The sequence below is a fragment of the Kitasatospora viridis genome, assembly GCF_007829815.1.
Classification (GTDB): Bacteria; Actinomycetota; Actinomycetes; order Streptomycetales; family Streptomycetaceae; genus Kitasatospora; species Kitasatospora viridis.
In genome coordinates, this window is sequence record NZ_VIWT01000002.1 from 420,745 (window position 1) to 444,231 (window position 23,487).

The 23,487-nt window shown below is 70.8% G+C and carries 22 protein-coding genes; 12 read left to right on the forward strand and 10 right to left on the reverse strand.

From position 1 onward, the window contains the following. Nucleotides 1-50: 50 nt before the first annotated feature. A complete protein-coding gene (locus tag FHX73_RS29090; protein ID WP_145908868.1) occupies nucleotides 51-746 on the reverse strand; it encodes a TetR/AcrR family transcriptional regulator in 696 nt (231 codons plus the stop codon). A 128-nt stretch (nucleotides 747-874) separates the two neighbouring features. On the opposite strand from FHX73_RS29090, the gene FHX73_RS29095 reads away from it, so the two are divergent. From FHX73_RS29095 to FHX73_RS29125, 7 genes are all read left to right on the forward strand, one after another. Next, nucleotides 875-2,557, forward strand: a complete 1,683-nt coding sequence (locus FHX73_RS29095) for an amidohydrolase (RefSeq protein ID WP_145908869.1) — start codon at nucleotides 875-877, stop codon at nucleotides 2,555-2,557. A 95-nt stretch (nucleotides 2,558-2,652) separates the two neighbouring features. Continuing rightward, complete coding sequence (locus tag FHX73_RS29100) at nucleotides 2,653-4,320, forward strand: ABC transporter substrate-binding protein (protein WP_145908870.1); 1,668 nt, start codon at nucleotides 2,653-2,655, stop codon at nucleotides 4,318-4,320. Then, nucleotides 4,317-5,291, forward strand: a complete 975-nt coding sequence (locus FHX73_RS29105; protein ID WP_145908871.1) for an ABC transporter permease — start codon at nucleotides 4,317-4,319, stop codon at nucleotides 5,289-5,291. Before FHX73_RS29100 ends, FHX73_RS29105 begins: the two co-directional genes overlap by 4 nt. After that, nucleotides 5,288-6,172 carry an ABC transporter permease gene (locus FHX73_RS29110; protein WP_145908872.1) on the forward strand — a complete coding sequence of 295 codons (885 nt, stop codon included), beginning with the start codon at nucleotides 5,288-5,290 and terminating at the stop codon, nucleotides 6,170-6,172. Before FHX73_RS29105 ends, FHX73_RS29110 begins: the two co-directional genes overlap by 4 nt. Beyond that, nucleotides 6,172-7,257 carry an ABC transporter ATP-binding protein gene (locus FHX73_RS29115; RefSeq protein WP_246213938.1) on the forward strand — a complete coding sequence of 362 codons (1,086 nt, stop codon included), beginning with the start codon at nucleotides 6,172-6,174 and terminating at the stop codon, nucleotides 7,255-7,257. Before FHX73_RS29110 ends, FHX73_RS29115 begins: the two co-directional genes overlap by 1 nt. Then, on the forward strand, nucleotides 7,254-8,102 hold the full coding sequence (locus FHX73_RS29120; protein ID WP_145908873.1) for an ABC transporter ATP-binding protein: 849 nt from the start codon (nucleotides 7,254-7,256) through the stop codon (nucleotides 8,100-8,102). Before FHX73_RS29115 ends, FHX73_RS29120 begins: the two co-directional genes overlap by 4 nt. 136 nt (nucleotides 8,103-8,238) lie before the next feature. After that, on the forward strand, nucleotides 8,239-9,300 hold the full coding sequence (locus tag FHX73_RS29125; RefSeq protein WP_246213939.1) for a phosphatidylinositol-specific phospholipase C domain-containing protein: 1,062 nt from the start codon (nucleotides 8,239-8,241) through the stop codon (nucleotides 9,298-9,300). Between the two features lie 23 nt (nucleotides 9,301-9,323). Here the strand turns inward: FHX73_RS29125 and FHX73_RS29130 are convergent, their stop codons facing one another. From FHX73_RS29130 to FHX73_RS29140, 3 genes are all read right to left on the reverse strand, one after another. Continuing rightward, complete coding sequence (locus tag FHX73_RS29130; protein WP_246213940.1) at nucleotides 9,324-10,916, reverse strand: IS1634 family transposase; 1,593 nt, start codon at nucleotides 10,914-10,916, stop codon at nucleotides 9,324-9,326. A gap of 264 nt (nucleotides 10,917-11,180) precedes the next feature. After that, nucleotides 11,181-12,077 carry an endonuclease/exonuclease/phosphatase family protein gene (locus tag FHX73_RS29135; RefSeq protein ID WP_170305127.1) on the reverse strand — a complete coding sequence of 299 codons (897 nt, stop codon included), beginning with the start codon at nucleotides 12,075-12,077 and terminating at the stop codon, nucleotides 11,181-11,183. Nucleotides 12,078-12,341: 264 nt separating this feature from the next. After that, complete coding sequence (locus FHX73_RS29140) at nucleotides 12,342-13,301, reverse strand: terpene synthase family protein (protein ID WP_145908877.1); 960 nt, start codon at nucleotides 13,299-13,301, stop codon at nucleotides 12,342-12,344. 219 nt (nucleotides 13,302-13,520) lie between these two features. On the opposite strand from FHX73_RS29140, the gene FHX73_RS29145 reads away from it, so the two are divergent. Next, complete coding sequence (locus tag FHX73_RS29145) at nucleotides 13,521-15,248, forward strand: IS1634 family transposase (RefSeq protein WP_145908878.1); 1,728 nt, start codon at nucleotides 13,521-13,523, stop codon at nucleotides 15,246-15,248. Nucleotides 15,249-15,323: 75 nt separating this feature from the next. On the opposite strand, the gene FHX73_RS29150 is transcribed toward FHX73_RS29145, so the two are convergent. Both FHX73_RS29150 and FHX73_RS29155 read right to left on the reverse strand, forming a co-directional pair. Next, nucleotides 15,324-15,929 carry a hypothetical protein gene (locus tag FHX73_RS29150; RefSeq protein WP_145908879.1) on the reverse strand — a complete coding sequence of 202 codons (606 nt, stop codon included), beginning with the start codon at nucleotides 15,927-15,929 and terminating at the stop codon, nucleotides 15,324-15,326. Nucleotides 15,930-16,013: 84 nt separating this feature from the next. Then, on the reverse strand, nucleotides 16,014-17,198 hold the full coding sequence (locus FHX73_RS29155) for a helix-turn-helix domain-containing protein (protein WP_145908880.1): 1,185 nt from the start codon (nucleotides 17,196-17,198) through the stop codon (nucleotides 16,014-16,016). Between the two features lie 121 nt (nucleotides 17,199-17,319). Between FHX73_RS29155 and FHX73_RS29160 the strand changes: the two genes are divergently transcribed. Further along, entirely contained in the window at nucleotides 17,320-17,862 is a 543-nt protein-coding gene (locus FHX73_RS29160; protein WP_145908881.1) for a flavoprotein, read from the forward strand. 180 nt (nucleotides 17,863-18,042) lie between these two features. Here FHX73_RS29160 and FHX73_RS29165 read toward each other — a convergent pair whose 3' ends face one another. The 3 genes from FHX73_RS29165 to FHX73_RS29175 form a co-directional block, all read right to left on the reverse strand. Then, nucleotides 18,043-18,744 (reverse strand): NUDIX domain-containing protein, encoded by a 702-nt coding sequence (locus FHX73_RS29165; RefSeq protein WP_145908882.1) that lies wholly within the window; start codon nucleotides 18,742-18,744, stop codon nucleotides 18,043-18,045. A gap of 274 nt (nucleotides 18,745-19,018) precedes the next feature. Then, nucleotides 19,019-19,747, reverse strand: a complete 729-nt coding sequence (locus tag FHX73_RS29170; protein ID WP_145908883.1) for an aminoglycoside phosphotransferase family protein — start codon at nucleotides 19,745-19,747, stop codon at nucleotides 19,019-19,021. A gap of 609 nt (nucleotides 19,748-20,356) precedes the next feature. Next, on the reverse strand, nucleotides 20,357-20,755 hold the full coding sequence (locus FHX73_RS29175; RefSeq protein ID WP_145908884.1) for a hypothetical protein: 399 nt from the start codon (nucleotides 20,753-20,755) through the stop codon (nucleotides 20,357-20,359). A 17-nt stretch (nucleotides 20,756-20,772) separates the two neighbouring features. Here FHX73_RS29175 and FHX73_RS29180 point away from each other — a divergent pair, with 17 nt between their 5' ends. From FHX73_RS29180 to FHX73_RS29190, 3 genes are read left to right on the forward strand one after another with little or no spacing between them, the layout of a single operon-like run. After that, nucleotides 20,773-21,057, forward strand: a complete 285-nt coding sequence (locus FHX73_RS29180) for a hypothetical protein (protein WP_145908885.1) — start codon at nucleotides 20,773-20,775, stop codon at nucleotides 21,055-21,057. 34 nt (nucleotides 21,058-21,091) lie between these two features. Further along, complete coding sequence (locus FHX73_RS46530) at nucleotides 21,092-21,574, forward strand: NUDIX domain-containing protein (protein ID WP_145908886.1); 483 nt, start codon at nucleotides 21,092-21,094, stop codon at nucleotides 21,572-21,574. Then, nucleotides 21,555-22,403, forward strand: a complete 849-nt coding sequence (locus tag FHX73_RS29190) for a hypothetical protein (protein WP_145908887.1) — start codon at nucleotides 21,555-21,557, stop codon at nucleotides 22,401-22,403. Before FHX73_RS46530 ends, FHX73_RS29190 begins: the two co-directional genes overlap by 20 nt. A gap of 161 nt (nucleotides 22,404-22,564) precedes the next feature. Here the strand turns inward: FHX73_RS29190 and FHX73_RS29195 are convergent, their stop codons facing one another. Next, nucleotides 22,565-23,464 carry a phosphotransferase family protein gene (locus tag FHX73_RS29195; RefSeq protein WP_145908888.1) on the reverse strand — a complete coding sequence of 300 codons (900 nt, stop codon included), beginning with the start codon at nucleotides 23,462-23,464 and terminating at the stop codon, nucleotides 22,565-22,567. Nucleotides 23,465-23,487 lie beyond the last annotated feature (23 nt).

Here is a 23,487-nt window from a genome sequence, read left to right on the forward strand (position 1 = left end):
CAGCCGCGGCCCACCGGCTCGGCGCGGCGCCGCACCCCTCGCGGCCGGCGTCACGCTCCTCGAACGGCCCGCGCCCGCTGCTCGATCGCCGTGATCAGCGCCTCCACCCGGGCCTGGAAGATCTGGTCGTGCGTCACCTCGGCCAACTCCTGCCCCAGGCGCGTGATGTGGGGGAACCCCTCGGCGTCGACCAGCCGGTACTCGCGGGTCCACGAGGACTCGTCGCCGGCCCGCACGTCCGGGTCGAAGAGCAGGTAGGCGGCTCGCTGGCCGACGTAGGCCAGCAGCGAGTCGCCGACCATCCGGTAGTGGACGGCGGCGTCGACGCCGTCGAGTCCGGCCTCGGTGACCGCGCCGAGGATGAGTTCGACGACGCGGAACTCGTTGCTGCGCCGGGTGGTCCGGCTGGCCATGGTCGAGCTGACCGCCGGGTACTTGAGCGCGACCGCCAGCGAGCCGGCGGCCAGCGCCCGCAGGCGGTCCTGCCAGCACAGGCCCTCGGGGATGCTGTCCAGCACCTCGCCCAGGGTGCGGTCCGCGACGGAGAGCAGCAGCTCGTCCTTGTCGCGGAAGTGCCGGTAGACCGCCGTCGGATCGGCGCCGAGCTCCTCGCCGAGGCGGCGGACCGTGAAGGCGTCGGCACTGCCGCGGGCGGCGATGCGCAGGCTCGCCTCGATGATCGCCTCGGGGGTCAGTTGGGAGCCGACGCGCTTGGTGCGGGCAGGGGTTGTGGATGGTTTCGACATGGTGCGGCCAGTCTAGCGAGCTCCGGCGAATATGGCGCAACACTGTTGACAGCAGTGTTGCGCTGCCGTTCACTCCTCCTCAACACCACGCCGAGCGGGCCCAACCCGCCGAGCCGGAGGGATCGTTGATGGCACACACCAGGCAGCGCGCCGACACCGTCTTCGTCGGGGGACGGGTTTTCACCGGCACCTCCCCGGCACCGGTCGACACCGCGGTCGCGATCGGCGGGGGCCGGATCCTGGCCGTCGCCGACGAGACCGCGGTCCGGCTGCTGGCCGACGACGCCACCGAGGTCGTCGACCTGGCCGGCGGCCTGCTCGTCGCCGGTTTCCAGGACGCCCACGTGCACCCGGTGGTCGCCGGCGTGCAGATGCTGCGCTGTGACCTGTCCGCGCAGCGCTCGGTGGACGGCTACCTCGCGGTGGTGGCCGCCTACGCCGAGGCCAACCCCGAGCGCGAATGGATCTGCGGCGGCGGCTGGTCGATGGACGTCTTCCCCGGCGGCGTTCCCACCCGGGCGATGCTCGACGAGGTGGTGCCGGACCGGCCGGTGCTGCTCACCAACCGCGACGGCCACGGCGCCTGGGTCAACTCCGCGGCGCTGCGGCGGGCGGGCGTGGACCGGGACACCCCCGACCCGGCGGACGGCCGGATCGAGCGCGAGCCGGACGGCACCCCGGCGGGGACCCTGCAGGAGGGGGCGATGGACCTGGTCGCCGCCCACGTCCCGGTCGCCACCCCCCAGGAGGCGCGGGCCGGCCTGCTCGCCGCCCAGCAGTACCTCTTCTCGCTGGGGGTGACCAGTTGGCAGGACGCGATGATCGGCGCCTTCCCCGGCAACCCCGACAACCACGACGTCTACCGCGCCGCGGCGGCCGACGGCTCGCTGCTGGCCAGGGTGGTCGGCGCCCTCTGGTGGGACCGTGAGCGCGGGCTCGACCAACTCCCCGACCTGGAGGAGCGCCGCCGCACCGGGCGGGTGGGCCGGTTCAGCGCCACCACCGTGAAGATCATGCAGGACGGCATCGCCGAGAACTTCACCGCGAGCATGCTCGAACCGTACCTCGACCACTGCGGCTGCCCCACCGGGAACACCGGACTCACCTTCGTGGGGGCGGAGTTGCTGGCCGAGGCGGTCTGCGCGCTGGACCGCGCGGGATTCCAGGTGCACTTCCACTCGCTGGGGGACCGCGCCGTCCGCGAGGCACTCGACGCCCTGGCCGCCGCCCGGGCGGCCAACGGCGCGACCGACAACCGCCACCACCTCGCCCACCTCCAGCTGATCCACCCCGACGACCTGGCACGCTTCGCCGAACTGGGCGCCGCCGCCAACATCCAGGCACTCTGGGCCGCCCACGAGCCGCAGATGGACGAGCTGACGATCCCCTTCCTCGGTCCGGAACGCTCCGCCCTGCAGTACCCGTTCGGGGATCTCCAGCGGGCCGGCGCCCGCCTGGTGGCCGGCAGCGACTGGTCCGTGAGCAGCCCCAACCCGCTCTGGGGCATCCACGTCGCCGTCAACCGGGCCGTGCCCTCCGACGCGCCCAACGCGTCCGCGGACCACGAGCCGCGCGAACCGTTCTACCCGGAACAGGCCCTGACGCTGGCCCAGGCCCTGACCGCGTACACCGCGGGAAGCGCCTGGGCGAACCACCAGGACGACGTCACCGGCACCATCGAGGCGGGCAAGTTCGCGGACCTCGTGGTCCTGGACCGCGACCCCTTCGCGCACCCGGCCGAGGAGATCGGCCGGACCCGGGTGCTGCGCACCTACCTCGACGGACGACCGGTCTTCACCGCCACCGACTGAACCCGGCCCCGACGGGCCGCACCCGGACCCCGACCGGCCAAGCCGGTTCCCCGCGTCCTTCCCCTCCCAGCCGCACAGCGCCCCCGGAGGCCACCATGTCCGACGCCCGCCCCGGAAACACCCCCCGCTCCAGAACCACCCCGCGCCGCCTGCTGACCGTCCTCGCCGCCGCCACCGCGCTCGCCACCAGCGCGTGCAGCGGTGTCGCCCACCCGGGCGCGGCCGGCGCCGCCGCCTACCAGCTGACGCCCACCACGCCCCCTGCCGCCGGCGGGATCGATTCGTTCACCTGGTCGCTGTTCGCCGAGCCGACCTCGATCGACTACGCCTACTCCTTCGACTTCCCGCCGAACCAGATCCTCGCCAACGTCTGCGAGAGCCTGCTGCGTTGGAACCCCGACCTGACCACCTCGCCAGGCCTGGCCGCCTCCTACAGCAACCCGACGCCCACCACGTGGGTCTACCGGATCCGGTCGGGCGTGCACTTCCACGACGGCACCGTGCTGACCGCCGACGACGTGGTCGCCTCGCTGCGCCGCAACCTCGATCCCGCGGTGGCCGGCGACTGGGCCTACCCCTTCCGCAACGTGCAGTCGATCGACAAGACCGGCCCGATGGAGGTCACCGTCACGCTCAAGACGCCGGACTCCACCTTCAACAAGTACCTGGCCGCCAGCCCGGGCACCGTCGAGTCGGCCGCCACCCTGGCCAAGGACGGCAAGGACTACGGCAACCCCGCCGACGGCGTCAACTGCACCGGCCCGTTCGCGTTCTCCTCCTGGACCCCGGGCCAGTCGCTGGTGCTCAAGCGCTTCGACGACTACTGGGACCCGGCGCTCAAGGCCAAGTCCGCCCAGGTGAAGTTCGTCTTCCTGTCCGACCCGACCACCCGGGTCAACGCGTTCCGCACCGGCGAGGTCGACGGCGGCTGGATGGTCCCGCCGGACGCGTACGGCCAGCTGCGCGACAGCCCGGCCGGCACGCTCTACTTCGGCCAGAACACCACGGTCGCCGACGAGGTGGTGAACGACCTCAAGGGCCCGCTGGGCGACGCCCGGGTGCGCCAGGCGCTGCTGATGGCGATCGACCGCAAGGGCATCGTCAAGGCCGGCGCCGGCGGGGTCGGGGACGTGGCCGACTCGCTGGTGACGGCCAACAACTGGAACGGCGCGCCCGGTTCGGCGGCCGCCGACGCGCTCAAGGCACTGCCCGCCTACCCCTACGACCCGGCCAAGGCCAAGGCGCTCGCCCGGCAGGCCGGCGTGAGCGGCCAGAAGGTGGTGATCGCGACCAGTCCGCTGGACTCCCAGACCGCGATCATCACCCAGGCCGTCGCGCAGGCCGCCACCGACATCGGCCTGAAGCCGCAGATCGACACCATCTCCGCCGACAAGTACACCGCGCTGTTCACGGATCCGGCCGCACGCCAGGGCGTCAACCTCTTCCTGACCTTCTGGTACACCTCGATCACCGATCCGCTGGACATGTACGGCTCGCTGCAGACGGGCGCGTTCAGCAACTACGGCAACTGGTCCGACCCGGCGTTCGACGCGGCCGTCGACCAGGCGGTCGGCGCCTACGACCCGGCCGCGCACGCCGCCGCCACCGCGCAGGCGCAGCAGATCGCCATGACCCAACTGCCGTGGCTGCCGCTCTACACGGAGCCGGTCAGCGTCTTCCTGGGCAAGCGGATCACCGGCGTCCAGCCGTCCATCGCCTACCTCTACTACCCGTGGGCCGCCGCGATCGGGGCCAGGGGATGACGCCCGCCGCCGCCCTGCGGGGCGCCCGCTGGGCGGGGCGCAGGCTGCTGGGCACGGCGCTGACCCTGCTGGTCACCTCGTTCCTGGTGTTCTCCTCGCTCTACCTGGCGCCGGGCGACCCGGCGAGCTTCCTGGTCCGCGGCCGCAGCCCGAGCCCTACGGAACTCGCCGCGATCCGGCACCAGTACGGGTTCGACGAGCCGTTCCCGCTGCGCTACTGGCACTGGCTCGACGGCGTGCTGCACGGCGACTTCGGCCGCTCCTACCTGTTCCACCAGAGCGTCGCCGAGGTGCTCTGGTCCCGGCTGCCGGCCACTGCGCTGCTGGTCGGCGTGTCGACGGTGATGATCGCCGTGGTGGGCATCGGCGCCGGCATCGTCGGCGCGCTGCGGCGCGGCACCCGGACCGGGTCCGCGGTGCTGCTGCTGGTGACGGTCGGCGCCGCGGTGCCGTCCTTCGTGGCGGCGATCCTGCTGCGCTCGGTGTTCGGCGTGCGGCTGGGCTGGTTCCCCACCATCGGCAACGGCACCGGGGTGCTGGACCGGCTGCACCACGTGGTGCTGCCCGCCATCGCGCTCTCGGTGACCTTCATGGCGCTGGTCACCCGGGTGACCAGCGCGGCGATGCTCGACGAGCTGCGGCGCGAGCACGTGGAGGTCGCACTCAGCAGGGGCGTGCCCCGCCGCACCGTGATCCGGCGTCATGTGCTGCGCAACGCACTGGGTCCGATCACCACCGTCTGCGGGCTGCTGGTCTCGGGCATGCTGGTGAGCACCGCGATCGTGGAGACCGCGTTCGGCATGTCCGGGATCGGATCGCTGCTGGTGCAGTGCGTGGACGAGCTGGACTTCCAGGTCGTCCAGGCGATCGTGCTGCTGGTGGTCGCCGCCTTCGTCGTCGTCAACACCGCGGTGGACCTGGTGCATCCGCTGATCGACCCGCGGGTGAGCGCTGCGGGAGGAGCCCGATGAGCGCCTCGACGCCCCTGCCGGGCAACCCGCCGCGCAGAGCGGCGGGCGGAGCGCTGAGGCGGCTGCGCCGGCTCGGCGGCAGCCGCCTGCGGTCCGCCTGCCTGCTGGTCCTGGCCCTGTTCGTGCTGGTCGCGCTGTTCGCGCCGTGGCTCGCCCCGCAGGACCCGACCCGGGGCGACCTGGGCGCCACCCTGGCCGGCCCGGGCGCCGGCCACTGGCTCGGCACCGACACGGGCGGCCACGACACCTTCTCCGCGCTGATCGAGGGGACCCGGACCAGCCTGGTCGGCCCGTTGACCGTGGTGGTCTCCTCCACCGTCCTCGGCATCGCGGTCGGTCTGTTCACCGCCTGGCGCGGCGGCTGGGTCGACGCGGTGGTCGGGCGGCTGCTGGACATCCTCTTCGCCTTCCCGGCGCTGCTGCTGGCGATCCTCGCCGTCGCGCTGTTCGGCAAGGGGCTCACCGCGCCCGTGCTGGCCATGGCGGTCGCCTACCTGCCGTACACCGCACGCCTGGTCCGCGGTCTGACGGCCCAGGAGAAGGTGCGGCCGTACATCGCCGCCTACCGGGTGCAGGGCCACTCGGCGGTGTTCGTCGCCGTGCGCCGGCTGCTGCCCACCATCATGCCGACCGTGCTGGCCCAGTCGACGGTCAACTTCGGCTACGCCCTGCTCGACCTGGCCGCGCTGTCCTTCCTGGGGCTCGGCGTGCAGCCGCCGGCCCCCGACTGGGGCGCGATGATCAACCAGAGCCAGGCCGCGGTGCTGCAGGGGCAGCCGCTGTCCGCGGTGGTGCCGGCTGCCGCGGTCGTCCTGGTCGTGGTCGCCTTCAACGTCGTCGGGGAACACCTCGGCGACCGGCTCGCGGGGAGGGAGTCCTGATGCCGGTGGTCGAGTCCGAGAACGTGCCCGGGAGCCGGCCGTCCGGGGCCGGGGCGCCGCTGGTCGAGTACGACGCGTTGAGCGTGACCCTGCCCGGGACGGCCCGCCCGATCCTGGACGCCGTCAGCCTTCACCTCACCGCCGGGGAGGCCGTCGCGCTGGTCGGCGAGTCCGGTTCCGGCAAGTCGGTCACCGCCCGTGCGGCCCTCGGCCTGTTCCCGGCCGGTGCCCTCATCGGCGGCCAGGTCCGGGTCGAGGGCCGCGACGTGGTCGGCGCGGACGCCGCCACCCTGCGCGGGGTGCGCACCGGCAAGGCGTCGATGGTCTTCCAGGACCCGCGGGCCGGCATCAACCCGGTCCGTCGCATCGGCGACTTCCTGACCGAGTCGCTGCGGCCGGCCGGCGGCCGCAGCCGGGCGGCGGCCCGGGCCCGCGCCCTGGAACTGCTCGGCGCCGCCGGCCTGCCCGACCCGCCCCGGCACCTGCGCCAGTACCCGCACCAGCTGTCCGGCGGCATGCTGCAGCGCGTCATGATCGCCGGCGCCCTCACCGCCGACCCCCGCCTGCTGCTCTGCGACGAGCCCACCACCGCCCTGGACGTCACCACCCAGGCCGAGATCATGGCCCTCCTGCGCACCCTGCAACGCGACCGGGGCCTCGGGCTGCTCCTGATCACCCATGACCTCGACCTCGCCGCCGCCTGCTGCGAGCGGATCTACGTGATGTACGCGGGCCGGATCGTGGAGGCCGCCACCGCGACCGAGCTGCTCGCCGCGCCCCGCCACCCCTACACCATCGGACTGCTCGGTTCCTCCCCGCGCCTGCACGGCGAGCTCGACCGGCTGACGCCCGTCCCCGGGGTGCCGATGGGCCTGCTGGAGAGCGCGCCCGGCTGCTCCTTCGCCGCCCGCTGCCGGTTCGCCCGCCCCGGAGTCTGCGACCGGAGCGCACCGCCACTGGCCCCGGTCACCTCCCTCCCGCTCCCGCCGGCCCCGGTCCTGTCGGCAGCGCCGGCGGGCGGCGGTCCGCCTCCCCGGCTGGTGGCCTGTCACCTCGCCGACGACCTGCACCAGGAGGAGCCTTGAGCACCGCAGCGGTCCCGCTCCTACAGGCCCAGGGCCTGCGCAAGACCTACCAGGGCAGCGGCGGCACCCGCACCGTCGCCGTCGACGACCTCTCCTTCACGCTGCACGCCGGCGGGGCCCTCGGCATCGTCGGCGAGTCCGGTTCCGGCAAGACCACCACCGCGCGGATGCTGGTCGGCATGGAACAGCCCGACCGGGGGCGGATCCAGCTCATGGGCACCCCGATCACGGCGCGGACCCGCGGCCGTGCCGCCCGGCTGGCCCGCGCCAAGGCCGTGCAGATCGTCTTCCAGGACCCGTACCTCTCGCTGGACGCCCGGATCGGCATCGGGGCCATGCTGGCCGACGTGCTGCGCCTGCACGGCTGCTCCGACGCCGCGGTGCGGGCCGAGCGGGTGCGCGAACTGCTGTCCCAGGTGGGCCTGGGGGAGCGCGAGGCGGCCGCGCTGCCCCGCCGGCTGTCCGGTGGGCAACGTCAACGGGCGGCGATCGCCCGGGCGTTGGCGGTCGAGCCGGCCGTCCTGGTGCTGGACGAGGCGGTCTCGGCGCTGGACGTCTCGGTGCAGGCACAGGTCCTCAACCTGCTCTGCGACATCCGCCGGAGCACCGGCATCGGCCTGGTCTTCGTCAGCCACGACCTGGCGGTGATCCGCTACGTCTGCGACGAGGCCCTGGTGATGTACCGGGGCCGGACGGTGGAGCACCGGCCCGTCCCCGACCTGCTCGCCGCACCCGAACACCCCTACACCCGCCTGCTGCTGTCCTCCGTCCCGCATCCGGGCTGGGATCCCGACCTGATCGGCCGCCGGCGCCGCGACCTCCTGCCGGACCGGGCCGCGGGCTGACCCGGTCGCCCCCGGCGGGGGACCACCACCGCGGCGTCCACGCATATTTGACGCACCGACATGTGAACGCCACTGTCTCTCCCTATTCTCGTGCGCGTACATGCCAGAAAGGTTCGCCCCTGCCTCCGGAGGTCCCGTGTCCGTCCTGTCCGCCCTCGCCCGCCCGGTCCGCCGGGCGGGCGTCCTGCTGGCCGCCGTGGCCTGCGTGCTGCCGTTCACCGCCGGGTCGTCCACCGCGGCCGACACCGGTGGGCTCTCGCTCGCGGCCGGCACCTCGGTCGGCATCCACAACACCTACGACGACACCGCCCAGTTCCCCTACCTCGCCGAGGCGTTGGACACCGGGGCCGAACTGGTCGAGCTGGACACCTGGGTGGATCCCTTCACCCACGAGTGGAAGGTCAGCCACGCCAACCCGCTCGGCAACGACAACAACTGCGTCGACGCGTCCACGCCCGCCGACCTCTACCAGGGAGGCGCCAACAAGGACCTGGGCAGCTGCCTGGACGACATCCGGGTCTGGCTCGCGGCCCACCCCGGACACCCGCCGATCATGGTCAAGCTGGAGATGAAGGCAGGGTTCGACGCCACGATCGGCCTGGGCCCCACCGAGTTGGACGCGCTCGTCCAGGCGCACCTGGGCGCGGACGTCTACCGCCCGGCCGACCTGCTGGGCGGCTACCCGACGCTCGACGCGGCGGCGCGGGCCGGGAACTGGCCGACCCGCTCGGCCCTGGCCGGCAAGGTGGTCCTGGAGGCGATCCCGGGGACCTTCGAGATGAACAACCCCTTCGACCACCTGTGGACCGACACCGAGTACGCCCAGCACCTGGCCGCGCTCCAGGCGGCAGGCACCCTCGGCCAGGCGCAGATCTTCCCCTCGGTGCTCGGCGCGGCCTCCGGTGACCCGCGCACCCGCTACCCCGACGCCTCGCTGCGCCCGTGGTTCGTCGTCTTCGACGGCGATGCCCACGCCTTCGTCGACGGCGGCATCGACACCTCGTGGTACGACACCAACCACTACCTGCTGGTGATGACCGACGCCCAGAACGTGGACCCGGCGCTCTCGGACACCGCACCGAGCCAGGCCGACGCCCTCGCCCGGGTGGCCCGCCTCGCAGCCGCGCACGCCTCGTTCGTCTCCTGCGACTGGACGGGCCTGCCGGCGGTGCTGTCCGAGCAGCTCACGCGCGGCTAGCTCCGGACTTCGCACATGGGGGTTTAGGTTTCCAGCCAGCGGGGTCGGGTTTCGTCGATGCCGAGGAGTTCGAGCAGGTGTGCTTGGACTCCTCGGTTGATGAGGACGACGGGTGGGCTGGTCGCGGTGCCGGGCCGGATCATGAGGCTGGCGAGGTGGTAGAAGATCATGCGGCCGGTGGGGCGGACGGCCCGGTTGTCGGGGTAGAGGCCGCGCATGGTCTGCTCTGGGCCCAGGGCCTGGCGGACCTGACGTTCGATCAGGCAGAAGACCGGCAGGGCCAGGCAGATCACGGTGATCAGGGCGGCGATGCGCCGGTTGTGCTGCAGGAAGACGGGGGCGACCGCGAGGGGGCCCTTGAAGTCGTGGTAGCGGCGTTCGACCACGGCCTGGCCCTTGTAGCGCAACAGGACCTGTTCGGCGCTGGCCTGCTCGGGGGTGAGATTGGTCAGCAGCGCGTACCAGCCGTCGACGGCCTCCTGGGCGTCGAGTACCTGTTGGTCGAAGTGCCACTCCAGGCCGGGGCGGCCTGTCTCGTCGGTGGTGACGGTGGTCCGCAGGCAGTCGTCGACCCGGTGGTTCCTGGCGATCACGCCGATGCGGGCGGCGATCTTCTCGGCTGTGCCGTAGAAGCGACCGCCCGCGCCTCGTTGGAGCTTGTCCAGGTCCTCGGCCGCGCGGGCCAGGCGTTTGGCGCGGGCGCTCTGCCGGCCGCGGGCGTTGCCGCTGGAGTGGACCAGGATCCTGCGCAGGATGTGCACCGGGTCGCTCTTGCGTCGCCCGGGCAGGGCGTGGGTGTCCTCCAGCACGCGATACGTCTCCCGGGCCCGGGCGTTCTTGCCGGCGTCGCGTTGCGGGACGTGGTCCACCACCTGCGTGTCTTCGAGGCTCAAGGCGGCGTAGACCTCGTCGGGGACCTTGGCGGCCGGGGCGGGGGCGATGAAGGCGACCTTCGCGTCCAGCAGGGCGGTGACGTTGGGGTGGGACACCAGCTTGGAGTCCGCGACGAGCAGGAAGTCCCTGCGGCCGGCCATCATGCGCAGGGCGTTCATCGCGCCGACGACCTGGGCGACCTCTCCCGCGCCGCCGTCGTAGACGCGGTGGAAGAGCGGGATCCCGCCGTCGCCGCTGACCGCGAGGCCGGCCTGGATCTGCTTCAGGTCGACCCTGCGGTCCTTGGGGTGGCCGTACTTGACCTGCGGGAACGCCTCGTCCTGGGCCTCGTAGGCGCCGAAGAGGGACATCGAGGTCATGTCCCAGTGGATCCGGGACACGTCGATGCCGAACTCGGCGATGGCCTGGGTGCCGACGGTGCCGACCAGCTCCTCCAGATGCGGCGCGATCGCGTCCAGGGCGCGGGCGAGCCGGTCGTCGCCCAGCAGGTCCGGCGAGATGCCGAAGACCTCCTCCACCGCCCACTCCCGGGCCCAGTCGCCCACGCGGACCAGCGGTGCCGGGGCGGACAGCCGGTTGGCGACCAGCACCTCGATCACCTGGCCGTGCGTGAGGTGCGCGACCTCGCGGATCGGGCACAGCTCATCGACGATCCCGGCCACGTCCAGCCGGCGCAGAAACTCGGCAGAGGCGGGCAGAGCGCCCAGACGCCTCTCCACCACGGGCGTCAACTCCACGGCGAAGCGTGGACGGTGGACCCGTGAGCGACGTGAGCGAGATATCGGCACGCCGGGTTCAACGACCGGCACCCCACCGGGGTACCGGTCGCATCACCACATCATCCGAACTCGTTATGTGCGAAGGACGGGGCTAGCGCGCGGTAGGCGGCGTGTGCTGGAATCCTGGCAACCGGGCGGGCCGGCGCGCAGCCGGATCGGCGAGCTGTCACTCGATCGTGCGAACGCCGGTTCGACTCTGACGGACGGTCAGGCGCCGTCCAGCCCGGTGCCGGAGCGCTGGTCGGAGCTGGAGTGGCAGTGGAGGCCGGCCAGGAACAGGTCGGGATCCCAGGTAGACAGGGTCAGGGCGTGGTCGGACAGGCCGGGCAGTGGCACGACCTCGAAGCTTCGCAGGGCGGGGGCGAGCGCGCCGGAGACGTACTGGCGGTCGATCCGCTGGGCCGGGCCCTGCCGCGGCCACTTGCCGGGGATCATGCTCGCGGTCGGGTCGAGCGCGCCGGCGTGGCCCAGACGGGCGGCCAGGACGGCGGCGTCGGCCATTCCGACGCTGGTGAGGATGCGGTCGGGCACGGTGTCGGGGGTGTGGCCGTCGAGGGTGCGCTGCGCGCGGTGGCGCTGGTCCGGGAGGTTGGGCCAGTCCGGCGCGGGGGTGGTCTCGAGCCCGCTGGCGGAGTAGGAGTTGAAGTCACCGGCGACGACGAGCGCACGCTGTGGCTGCTGCCAGGTGATGATGTTCTCCGTTTCGGTCTTACGTTGAGCCGCAGAGCGGGACGACAGGTGCACGGAGGCGAGCTGGATGCGGACCGGCTCCTCGGAGTAGGTGACGGAGACCGCGCATGGCGCGTGCCACCAGTTGGCGCTCTGCGGCCACTGTCCGGTGACGCGGAAGGTGTCCTCGCGCACGAAGACGGCGCAGGGGTTGGGGGATTCGGCCGGGCTGGCCGGGGCGAGGAAGCCGCGCATGGCAAGCATCCGCTCGGCGACGTGCATCAGGTGCTGGCCGTTGGCGGCGGAGTGGGTGCGCTCCTGGCAGAACAGCACGTCCAGGGGCAGTCGGGCCAGTTCCTCGTGGGCGGCGTACCACTTGTCGAGGTGGCCGCCGCCGCGGCCGTCCGGCGTCCAGCCGTCGTGCTCCAGGTTCAAGGAGCCAAACACGATGGGTTGTTGCAAGGAGGAACCTCCGGTGGAAAGGGGCGTGCGTGAAGGGCGGGGCGATGGCGTGCGACGGCTGCTCGTTCTAGGCCTCCGCCGCCGCTGGGCCGCCTGCGTTGTGTGCACTGTCCGACACGGTGGGCCCAGCCCAGCGACGGCCGCGTGATGCCATCCCTCACGAGCTGGGCCGCGAACAAGTCCAGGGGCGCCGGGCCCTCGCGCGCTGGCCGGCGTACACCCCAGCGAGGCGGGTGCTCACGCACCCGCCTCGGCGGCGGCCGGCACCGAGGCGTACCGCGTGCTGGTCGCTGTCCACTCCACCAGTGCCCGAAGGAACTGGTCGAAGATGCGGGCAACCCGGCGCGTGTCCACTACGGTCTCCAGGCCCATCGGTGACATGGCCAGCCGAGGCGGTGTGTACCCGTCCTCACCATCGTCCTGCACCACCCCACACAGGTACTGCCAGCGCTCCAGCTCGGCAGCCAGCAGGGCCACCGCCCGGCCGTGCGCCTCTTCGGCCGACAGTCCCTCGGTGCGAGCGAGCGCCCGGACAACGGTGAAGACGTCGCCCTCATCGGCGACCAGGTCGTTGGCCAGATAACCGACCGTCGAGAACGTCATCAACAACACCCGCACCAGCGGATCGTCGAGAACGTCGGTCACACACCCGGTCGCGAGCTCGCACCAGGCCGCGGCCAGCAGCATCCCGCCATCGTCCGGACGGATGGCCTGGTAGGCCCGGAGCGACGGCACTCGGCGCGGCAGCACGTACCGGGCGAGTCTGTCCGTGGCCGAGCTCAGCCACGCGGACATCTCATGCTGGTATTTCCGCCACCACTCAACCGGCATCAGGGACCGAGTCTCCATGGCCAGCGGTACGAGCGCGGCCACAGCGGGGTGAATGGCACCGGTCAGCCCTCCACCGGAGATCGCGCGGCCCACGTCCGCGGCGAACTCCCGGGCCTGGTCGGAATCGAGCAGCGCACTGTCGAGGATGTCGTCCGCGGCCCACGTCCAGATCGCCCAGCGCACCGCAAGGTCGAGCCGGGCGCCGGTGCTGTCGGGCCACGCCCGCAGGCACAGCGCTAGGTACCCGTGGCCGAGGAACGCATCCACGTTCAGGACGAGCCGGTTGGACGTCAGCCAGTTCCGGATGCTGGAGTCCAGGTCGGCGAGGCGGGGATCTGTGACTTCCCCCTTGATCGACATCGGCATCACGCCGCACCTTCCTCGGCGTGCACCAGACAGGCGGAGACAGGCCACGGGAGACGCCCTGAGCCCCGGCTTCGACAGTTGGCGGGCACACGACCGGGTGCGATCGGATGTCATCGCAGGTCAGCGTGATTTGAGTGGTCTGGAGCGGTATCGGGCTGCGGGCACGCGAGTTCAGGTGTTCTGCTGCTGTGGCCCGGGCTGACTGGGCATCATGCGGGCATGTACGTGCGGAAGACCCAGCGGCGGAACAAGGACGGCAGCGTTGTTCGGTACGTGCAGCTGGCCACGAACCGGCGGGTGGGCGGCACGACGCAGGCTGACGTGCTGCTCAACCTCGGGCGGGAGGACAAGCTTGATTTGGACTCCCTGCGGCGTCTGGTCGCGTCCTTGAACCGCTACCTCGGCGACACGGACGTGGACGTCGCCGAGCCGCTGGGCGTCGAGGGTGGCCCGCTGGAGGTGGTGGCCTCCCGCCCGCTCGGTGCGGTCTGGCTGCTGGACGGCCTGTGGAAGCTGCTGGGCATCGACCAGGCCCTGGCCAAGGTGCTGGACGCGCGCCGGTTTCGCACGGACGTGGAGCGGGCGCTGTTCGCGCTGGTCGCCAACCGGGCGGTGGCACCGGACTCCAAGCGGGCCGCGAGTGAGTGGGCGAGTCGGGACGTGGTGATCCCCGGCGCGGGTGAGATCGCCGAACAGCACGCCTACCGGGCCATGGATCTGCTCGTCGGCGAAGACACCCAATCCGCCGTGCAGGAAGCGGTGTTCTTCGCCGCGGCGAACCTCCTCGACCTAGAGGTCGACCTGATCTTCTTCGACACCACCAGCACCTACTTCGAACGCGACGACGCCGACACCGCGGACGGGGCCCTTCGCCGCTACGGGCACTCCAAGGACCACCGCAAGGACCTCCCGCAGGTCGTGATCGGCCTGGCCGTCACTCGCGAGGGCATCCCGGTCCGCTGCTGGACCTGGGCCGGGAACACGAGCGACCAGAGCGTGATCGAGCAGGTCAAAGCCGATCTGCGGGCCTGGCGCCTGGGCCGGGTGGTCACCGTCACCGACTCCGGCTTCTCCGGCGAGGCCAACCTCGCCTGCCTCGCCCGCGCCGGCGGGCACTACATCACCGGCGTCAAGATGCGCGAAGGCTCCGCAAAAGCTGCCGAGGCCCTCGCCAGGCAGGGCCGCTACCAGCACGTCCGGGACAACCTGCGGGTCAAGGAGGTCCGCCTGGACTCCGATCCCGGCAGACGCTGGATCATCTGCCACAACCCCGCCGAAGCCGAACGGGACAAGCTTCGGCGCGAGCAGCAACTCCAGGCGATCACCGAAGAACTCGACCGGATCGCCGCCGCCCGCGCGGCGGACGCCAAGAAGGCCAGGGAGCGCGCCGCCAAGGCCGGCCTCAAGCGAGCCGTCATGCCGTCCGACGCGCCCCACCGCAAGGCCGAGTGCGCACTGCGGGACCACCCCTCCCTCGGCCGCTGGCTCAAGCAGTCCACGACCGGCCGACTGTCCATCGACCGCGCCAAGGCCAAGACCGAGGCCAACCTCGACGGGAAGTACCTGCTGGCCACGTCCGACCCGGACCTGACGGCCGAGGATGTCGCACTCGGCTACAAGAACCTCCTGGAAGCCGAACGAGCCTTCCGCACCATGAAGTCGACCTTGTATCTGCGGCCGGTCTACCACCGCCTCGACGACCGCATCCGCGCTCACGTCCTGCTCTGCTGGCTCGCGCTGCTACTGATCCGCGTCGCCGAACGCCGCACCGACCTCACCTGGCGGACCATCAGAACCGAACTGCAGCGCATCCATCAGGTCACCCTCGCCGGGCCCGCCGGACGGCTCGAACAGACCACCCAGACCACCGACACCCACGAGCGGATCTTCAAGAGCTGCGGCATCCCGATGCCGGCAAAGTTGAGCGGCCTCACCACCGCCGAATAGGCCCTGACCAGGACAAAGACCTGTCGGAGGCGTGGACACACGCCCCCGACGGCACCTCACGCCTATTCCCGCAGGTCACACCCGAAATCCGACATGATCGTGTGCCCGCCAACTGTCGAACTCGGGTGAGCCATCCGCGGGAACGAGAACGACCCCAGCCGCCCCCATCGGTCGACCCGTCTCACCGCAGATGATGCACGAGCCGCCAGCCAGCTGAGTGGATGTCACCAGCATGCGTTGCAGGCGCCCCCCGGCAGGGCGATACTCGCCAGTCGTCTCGGTCCGGACCCGGTCGAGCGCCCGGCGAAGAGTGGCTGGATCAACGAGAGCCTGCGGGTCCTCGGGGCTTGGAGGCACCAGCCAGTAGACCCCGGGCGGCCCGACCGTCGTCGGCCCGGGAAGGGCTACGTAGGTCCCGACCGACAGCCGTCGTTCGTGCCGCCACATGGTGGTTTCGGTCCCGACAGGGATCAGGAAGTAGATCCGCGGCTGCAGGATCGAGGAGTCCCAGACGATCGGGCCCGGTCGACGCTCGCTGCTCCGGTCGAGGTACTCCAGGGCATTGAGTCCGATGTGCTGAGGTACTGCCACGGCGTCCCAGAAAGCGCCCGCAGCTACCGCCTCAACCGTATCGGTCGGCGGCATCCACGGCGGCGCTGTGAGGTCGGCCATCACGATCATCGCTGCTCCTAGCTGGTTCGTCTGCCAGGATCAGCCTGCAACGAAGTGGCGGAGCGAACTATCACAGTTGAGTGATAGTCGGCCCTACATGCCAAGCCACGCCGCGTAGTTCGAGACCGTGTTCGGGATGGTTCGCTGGGCGCGAACGATCGAGGCCATGGTGTCCCGCACCATCGGGCTGTGCCGCGTCTGCTGTGGTGCCAACTCACGTGCCTTCAAAAGTCCTTGGAAGGCTGGTCCTGGTCGCCCGCTCCACAGCTGAGCTCGTGCAATCTCGGCGTGATGGTGCGCGGCCCGGCTCGCTGGCCAGTCGGGCGGCACCGTGATGGTGCGAGCCACGTCCAGAGCCTCCGCGTACAGGCACTGGTCGATCAGGGCGCTGGCATGGTGAACGGCAACGTTGGTGGGCCCGAAGGTGAGCCACCGAATGCGGCCAACCTCGCCCGTGCCGTCCGCAATGCGGCCAGCGAGCTCGATGTGCTCGGCAACTTCGTCGGACTGCCCGGCACGCGCCGCCAGCACCGCAGAGCCGAGATGTAGTTGGCCGGTGACGGCCTCGCGCTCGATCCCGGGGTCGGCCTGCGTAGCCAGCCGTCGACCTGCCTCGGCGAGCCGCATTCCGGTGCGGTAATGCCCCGCCCTCAGGTACGAGAGCGAGCGCAGGTACTGGCGGATGCTGGCGCTGACCGCGTCTGACGCACGCTCCGACGCCCAGGCCATGCGGTCGAGCGCGATACTCGCCAGGTCCTGGAAGCCCAACTTCGTGGCTACGTCGTACGCGCTGCGGTACGTGCTGGCGAGTGCGGACCAGATACGGGAGTCGGTCGCGGAGTGAGCAGCAGTCGTCATCTCCGTGATCAGCCCGGGCAGTTCCGTTGAGGCTGTACGCAGATCGCCGGCCCGCACCAGGGCACAAAGTCGGTCGGCGTGGGCGAGAACCTCCGGCAGATGTCGGACTGCAACATCGGGATCCACACCGAGGTCGTACAAATCGAGCGCTTCGCGAATCGGTTGGATCAGCCCATCGAGCTGGTCCGCGCGCAGCTCCTCCAAGTACGGCTGGCCCGTGAGGTCGGCAACGGAAACCGACAAGCCTCTGGCGAGGGCGGCCAGCACGGTCGAACTGGCCGGCTTCCTGCCCTGCTCGATCTGGAACATCAGGCTGTAGGAGATGTCGGCGCGTTCGGCGAGCGCCCGCTGGGTCAGCTGACGCACCTTACGGGTTGCCGCGATCCGAATGCCGATGCTGTCTGGGTCTGGGGAGGCCATGGTTCCACCTCTGGTCTCGTAGCAGAGAGCGCTGACGATACTCCCAGCGGTAGCGGCGATTCCGCCCCTTCGGTAAACACCGGTGTGGACGGGCCGTCTCCGGCTTGCTTCGATGGGCGCCATGTCGACCGATCGCGTGCTCTACCTGCTGGGCGCCGCAGCGCCGCCCGTGCTTGACCTCGTGCCCGTCATCGAGCAGGCCCAGGCCGACGGATGGGACGTGTGTCTCGGTCTCACCCCCACGGCCGCCGACTGGCTGACCGAGAGCATTCCGAGCCTGGAACAGCTGACCGGCCATCCCGTCCGCCACCGGCACCGCCGACCGGGCGAAGCCGATCCGTGGCCCGCCGCGGATGTCGCGCTGGTCGCGCCCGCCACGTTCAACACCCTCAACGCGTGGGCCCTCGGACTCACCTCCGCGTGGCTGGTGGCATTCGCGGCCGAGGCGATCGGCAAGGGCATCCCCCTGGTGACGATGCCCTGCGTCAACCAGGCGCTGGTTGCTCACCCGCAGTTCGATCGCACGATCGCGACGCTGCGCGGGGCCGGCGTGGAGGTGCTGCTCGGCCCGGGCGGGTTCGAGCCGAACCCGCCCGGGCAGGGGCGGCCAGCCGGGTACCCGTGGCCGGCGGCCCTTGAGGCGGTGCGGAAGCGGGTGGGGTAGGACCCGCGAAGAGCCTTCGCCCGCCGACCGTGAAGGCCGACGGGGAGCAGCTCATCGATGGCGCGCCCGTAGGCGCCTGCCGGGACCTCCGCCAGCACCTTCGTGGTCGTGTTCACCAGAGCCACGGCCCCGGCACTCCGGCTCGCGGCCGCAACACCCGGACGGCGTCGAGTCGTTCGATCACCGCTCCCACCTCGCGACGTGCTCCGAGAGCAGCGACGCGGCGTCCGGTGTCGTGGCCCGAAGTGCCACCATCGCGGCGGCGATCACGTCGCACAGCTCGCCCTGGAGGTCGTCCATGGTGTGGCTGAACCCCTTGTACGGGTTCGCTCCGCGGACCCCGAGCAGGGCCTGGGCGGCTTCGCCGGCCTCTTCCTGGACCTTCAGGACTTGGTACGCCAGGAAATCCCCGTCGGCCCCGTTGTGCTCGGACAGGCGCCGGTGGAGGCGGTCGATCGAGGCCCACACCCGGGGCTTGCCGATCCTGAGGTGCCCCTCCAACTGGCGGAGGTAGTCCTTGATCGCCGGGGGCACCTTCATCGACTGCGCCTCGGCGAGCGCCACCAGGCGCAGCTCCTGGCCCTCGCCGAGCACAAGCTCCGCCGGGTCCACGTCCACGACGGCGTGGAAGAACCGGCGCCGAGGGTCGTCGTCAGGGTGGTAGATCACCTCGAACGGCAGGAGCCCCTCCACGTCCAGGCCGGTCTCCTCCCGCAGCTCGCGGCGCGTGGTCTCGTAGGGCGTCTCACCCGGATTCGGGAAGCCGCCCGGAACGGACCAGTGCCCGGGGAAGGAAATCCTGTCGTCCTCGGCCCGGAGGTGAAGCAGCACCATCCCGTCGGGGGTGGTGATGATGGCGTTACCGCTCTTGAAGTCCTTCACGGGCTGAGTCTCCCTTCCCGGAAGGCAGTTGCGGCATCGCTCGAACGGGTGAGAATACGAATCGGGTGAACTGCGGTACGGCGCGGCGGATGTAGACCTCGCGGACCGTGTCGCGACCAATCGGGTCCTCCGCGGCCGGGTCGCTGCTCGCGCTTCGAGGGCTCTCTCAAGTGGTTGTTGTCGGTCCGATCTTGAGGGGTGTCAGTCGATCGGGAGTCCTGATCTGATGAGCGTGACTGCTGCCGTGGAACCGAGGCCCACAAGCGCGACATCGCTAGTCGATCAGATCCCGGTTGGCCCGGCTCCACGCGACACGATCTCGAAGCTCGTCCAGATGGCCTTCGGCAACCCAGGTGGCCTGGGGTTCGTGACCCTGCTCGGCGAGGCGGCGAACGGCGTCGATGCCCTCTTCCTGAACGGCAATGACGGCGTCGACCAGCCCCGCCGTGTCGGTAACACCGTACGCGCCGGCGAACACCTCAAGGCGGCGACGCCGGTCGGGCGGCCGGGGGTAGCGCAGCCAGCGCACGCACTCGGCGTCATCCCGGAACGGAGCGGCGTATTCGAGCGCGTAGGCGACATCGTGCAACCGCTGCGCCGGACGGGCGTGGTCCCAGTCGAGGATGCCGATCGGCTGACTGCCGCGCCAGGCGATGTTCCACGGCCCGAAGTCCCCATGGCAGATCACCTCATCGCCCGCAGGTCCAGCGGTCTTGGTGGACCAGCAGGTTGTGTCAGGAGGGCGGTAGCCGGCGACGGCGTCGTGGTACTCGCGCAGCAGGCGGGCGAAGGCGATCAGGCCTCGGTCGTCGACGACTTTGGCCCAGCCGTCCGGACCGGACTCGCCATCGATCCAGGTCAGAACCTCCCTTCCCTGCTCGTCGAAGCCGAGCACACGGGGTGCTCGCTGATAGCCGACGGCCTCAAGATGACGAAGCAGCCCGTGAACCGCCGGTGTCCACGGCCCCACCGGTCGGTGCACCGTGTTGCCGATCCGCTCCACGCGGCCAAGGTCTTGTGATGTCACCTGGCAAAGGTGACGAAGTGCCGGCTTGAACGCAACTGACTATCGCGCCGCTGGCGGCGAGCCGTGAAGGCGCTGCCAGTCGAACGGGAGTCTCGATCGGGTGAGCGTGACGGCTGTCGTGCATGAAGGCAGGGCCTCTTGGTAGCTCAAAGGGTGTCGATGCCAAGAAGCTGTCCCGGAGGCCGTGTTGACGCAGTTCTACGGCGTCGTGGAGGCAGAGTCCATCTCGCACACCCTTGCGTGTGACTGCCTGGCACACCGGTTCGGGAACGCCGGCTCGCCGCGCCCGGGTGTGCTCCTTCGCGTTGGTCATGCGCTGGGCGGCGACGGGATCAGGGGGACAGTGCACGGTGGATCTCCCGGAGGGCGGCAGCGGTCACAGCGGGCAGTTCCAGAGTTCTGGCGGCTTACCACCAGTGCGCCGGATCGGCGGTCCCCAGGAGAATCCGTGAGGTGCCCGGCGTTTGACGCCACGACATGAACGTTCGCCTTTTTCCCCAGGGGTAACTTCACGTAATTCCCCAGGCCCCGGTTCGGCAGAGGGCTGGCTCAGTCCTTCGTCAAGTGAGGGCTGTGGGCCGATGATCAATCAGATGCGCCTGCGGCGCTGTGACGACGAGCGGCCGCTCCGAAGAGGGTCCAGCCGTCGATCTCCTTGACCAAGGGATCATCGGGTTGCCAGCCCTGGGCCAGCGCCGCGTCGAGCAGGGCCCTGGCCGTGCCGGGTTCGTGCAGGTTCACGTTTCCCTCTGCGGTGCCGACCGCACCGGAGGGCATCATGTAGCCGTCAGGGACGAGCCTGTCGGGGCCTTGTCGGAACACGATGTGGAGCCGTCCTCTCGCCTTGAACAGGCGGATGACGACGGTCTCGCAGCAGTCTTCGTAGTACCCGCCGCCCAGCGCGCGGTGCGAGTGGCCCAGAGACCAGAGGAAGGTCTGTCCATCGACAACGAGGCGCCGGGCCTTCTTTCCGCTGCGAGCCATCCTGCGATGGTAGCCGCGTGCCCGAGTCGGTCCGCGATCTGCGACGCGAACGGGCCGCCCTGTCGGGATCGGTGAAGGGGAGACCGTTCCCGCTATGCGATCGCGGGCTTGCCCGGCTTGGCGGTGGGTTCTTGGGGCGGTGGCTGGGTTCGTTCAAAGTGGCGATGTCGGGCGCCTTGTTGGGGCATCGCTACCGGGGCCCGGTGGACGACGTCGCCGCCAGCGCCGTCCTCGCCAGCCCGGCCACATCGTTCGTCGTCGGCCGGTCGTTGCACGTCGACGGCGGCTGGACGCCCAACTGACCCACGACCAACCACCAGCAGCGAGACCGACTCCATGGACAAGCAGCGCGTGCGCGCCGTCCTGCTCACCGAGCACAACACCATGCTCGTGATCAGCCGCATCCGGCCCGGCATCCCGCCGTACCAGGTCCTCGTCGGCGGAGGCGTCGAGGACGACGACGCCGACCTGGAGGCTGCGTTGTTGCGCGAGATCCACGAGGACTCCATCGACCAGGCCCTCGACGGGGCCGGGCCACTGGTCCACGCACGCGACGCCGGGATCATCACGTTCGCGTCCGCACCCCTGCATGGTGGTGAGCTGCTGGACCCGATGACACCCGAACTCGTGAACCTCATCCAGCCGGGTTCGGCCCCGCATGTCGCCGCATTCCAGCTCATCGGCGCCTGCCCCGCGCTGGACGTCGTCCTCACGTCGACCAGCACCATCCGGCACCGGGAGGATGCGCGGAGCGCTCTTGCCCAGCCGATTCCCGACGAGCGACTCAGGACGGTGCTCGATGTCCTTTCAGCCGGATGACGACACCAGGCGCGACCTGACGGCAGCACACAAGAGGGCCGCAGAGTTTCTTGGTCTCGTGTGCACCGGACCACCGCTCTTCGGCACTTCCGGAAGCACCGTCGGCTGCCGGTCCGGGAGCAACTGGCTCCGGGTCTCCAGAAGCAGCCGCCGTCGGGCGCCCCGGCCGACCGGCCAGGGTGCGCTCGGCGCTGAACAGCTCGCCCCGGTATCCGTGCCGCGCCCCCGGCTCCACGACACCATGGACTGGACCGAGGACGGCTGGTTCTACCAAGCCGATGTCTTCGACCTGGTGGGTCCGGCTATCTCCTCGACCCCGGACCTTCGCGGTGACCCCGGTCTGGATGACGACTGGTGGACCGCGCTGCGGGGCGCGCTGGCCGATCTCGCGGAAGCACCGGGCACGAAGTTGACCCTGCGCCAGGGGTGGATCGAGGAGGTCTTCCCGAAGTACCTCGGCATCCCGGCCCCGGCCGAAGTCGAGCGGACCACTGGGCACGGTGATCTCCAGTGGGCCAACCTGACCGCCGCGCCGCTCAAGATCCTCGACTGGGAGCGCTGGGGCCTGGTGCCGGTCGGCTATGACCCTGCGGTCCTCTGGGTGAGCAGCCTGTTGGTCCCGGCGGTTGCGGACCGCGTCCTCGAAGAGTTCTCGGGCGTTCTCGACTCGTCGGCCGGCCGAGTCGGTCGGCTGATCGCATTGGCGGAGATGCTCCAGGCGGTCGACCGCGGGTACTACCGCGAACTGGCGCCGGTCCTTGCCGAACGGGCACGTGAGCTGACGGGCGTTCGGCCGCCGCAGGAGGCCGGTTCGGAGCACCGCCGGTAGAGAACGGACCGCTGATCGGACGCGGCCTCCGGTGCACCGGTCGCTTGGTTCAGCGGCAGGCGGGCGATCACCAGCGCCGTCACTCGGTGGCTGCGGTGCCGCCGAGGGTCCCGGCTCGGGCCTGCCGCTCGGCCGCCGGAGTGGGGGTGATGCGGGTTGCCTCACAGGATGTGCCACCGCTGCTCGTGGTCGCCTCGATGGAGCCCTTCGATGCGTCGGCTCACCTCGGCCAGGGTGTTCGAGCCGGCCGGCGCCCGTTTGGCGTTGGTGGTGATCATCCGGAGCTCCCGGAGGTCGCGCAGGACGGTGTAGCCGTCCCAGCCGGCGACGTCGAAGCCGTAGGCGTCGGCGAAGGCCGCGTAGTGGGCGGGGCCGTAGCCGAAGCGGCGGCAGTGGATCTCGATGGTGACGAGGTCGATCTCGGGGGAGCCGAAGGCTGTGGTGTCCCAGTCGCACAGCACGGCGCGCTCACCGTGGTGGAGGGCGTTGCGGTGCTGCGGGTCACCTTGGAGGAGCGCGGGTGGGAGGGGGAACTGAAGGTCGATCAGCTCCTTCTCCAGGTGGTCCAGGCGCGCTGAGAGGTACTGGAGTTGCTCCGGAGGAAGTTCGGTGATGGCGGTGATGGAACGCCGGATGGCGCCGACGGTGTCGAGCGGGCGGATCTCGAAGGGCGGGCGCGGTAGCTGGTGGAGGGTGCGGAGCGGGCCTGCGAGCTGTTGGGCGGTCACGGGGTGGTCCGGCTGCGGCAGGTAGCTCCAGAAGGTCACTGCGTGGCCGTCGACAACGACGGGTTGCTCGACCGGGAGGAGCGTGACGGTGGGGAAGTCGAGGCTGGTCAGCCACCGCACGAGCTGGACGGTGCGCTGAACGTCGGTGGAGCGCGTGCCGAGCCGGGCGATCTTGGCCACCACGGGTTCGGCGGTCAGGCGGAAGACGGCGTTGGTGTGGCCCCGGAGGACGACAGCGCCTTCCGGGTCGAGTCCTACGCGGCGACAGGCGGTGTCCAGGATGCGGTTCGCTTCGGGCGCGGCGAATCCGCCGATCCGTGCCGGTGTGCTCATGGAGCAAGGCTGTCTGACGGACG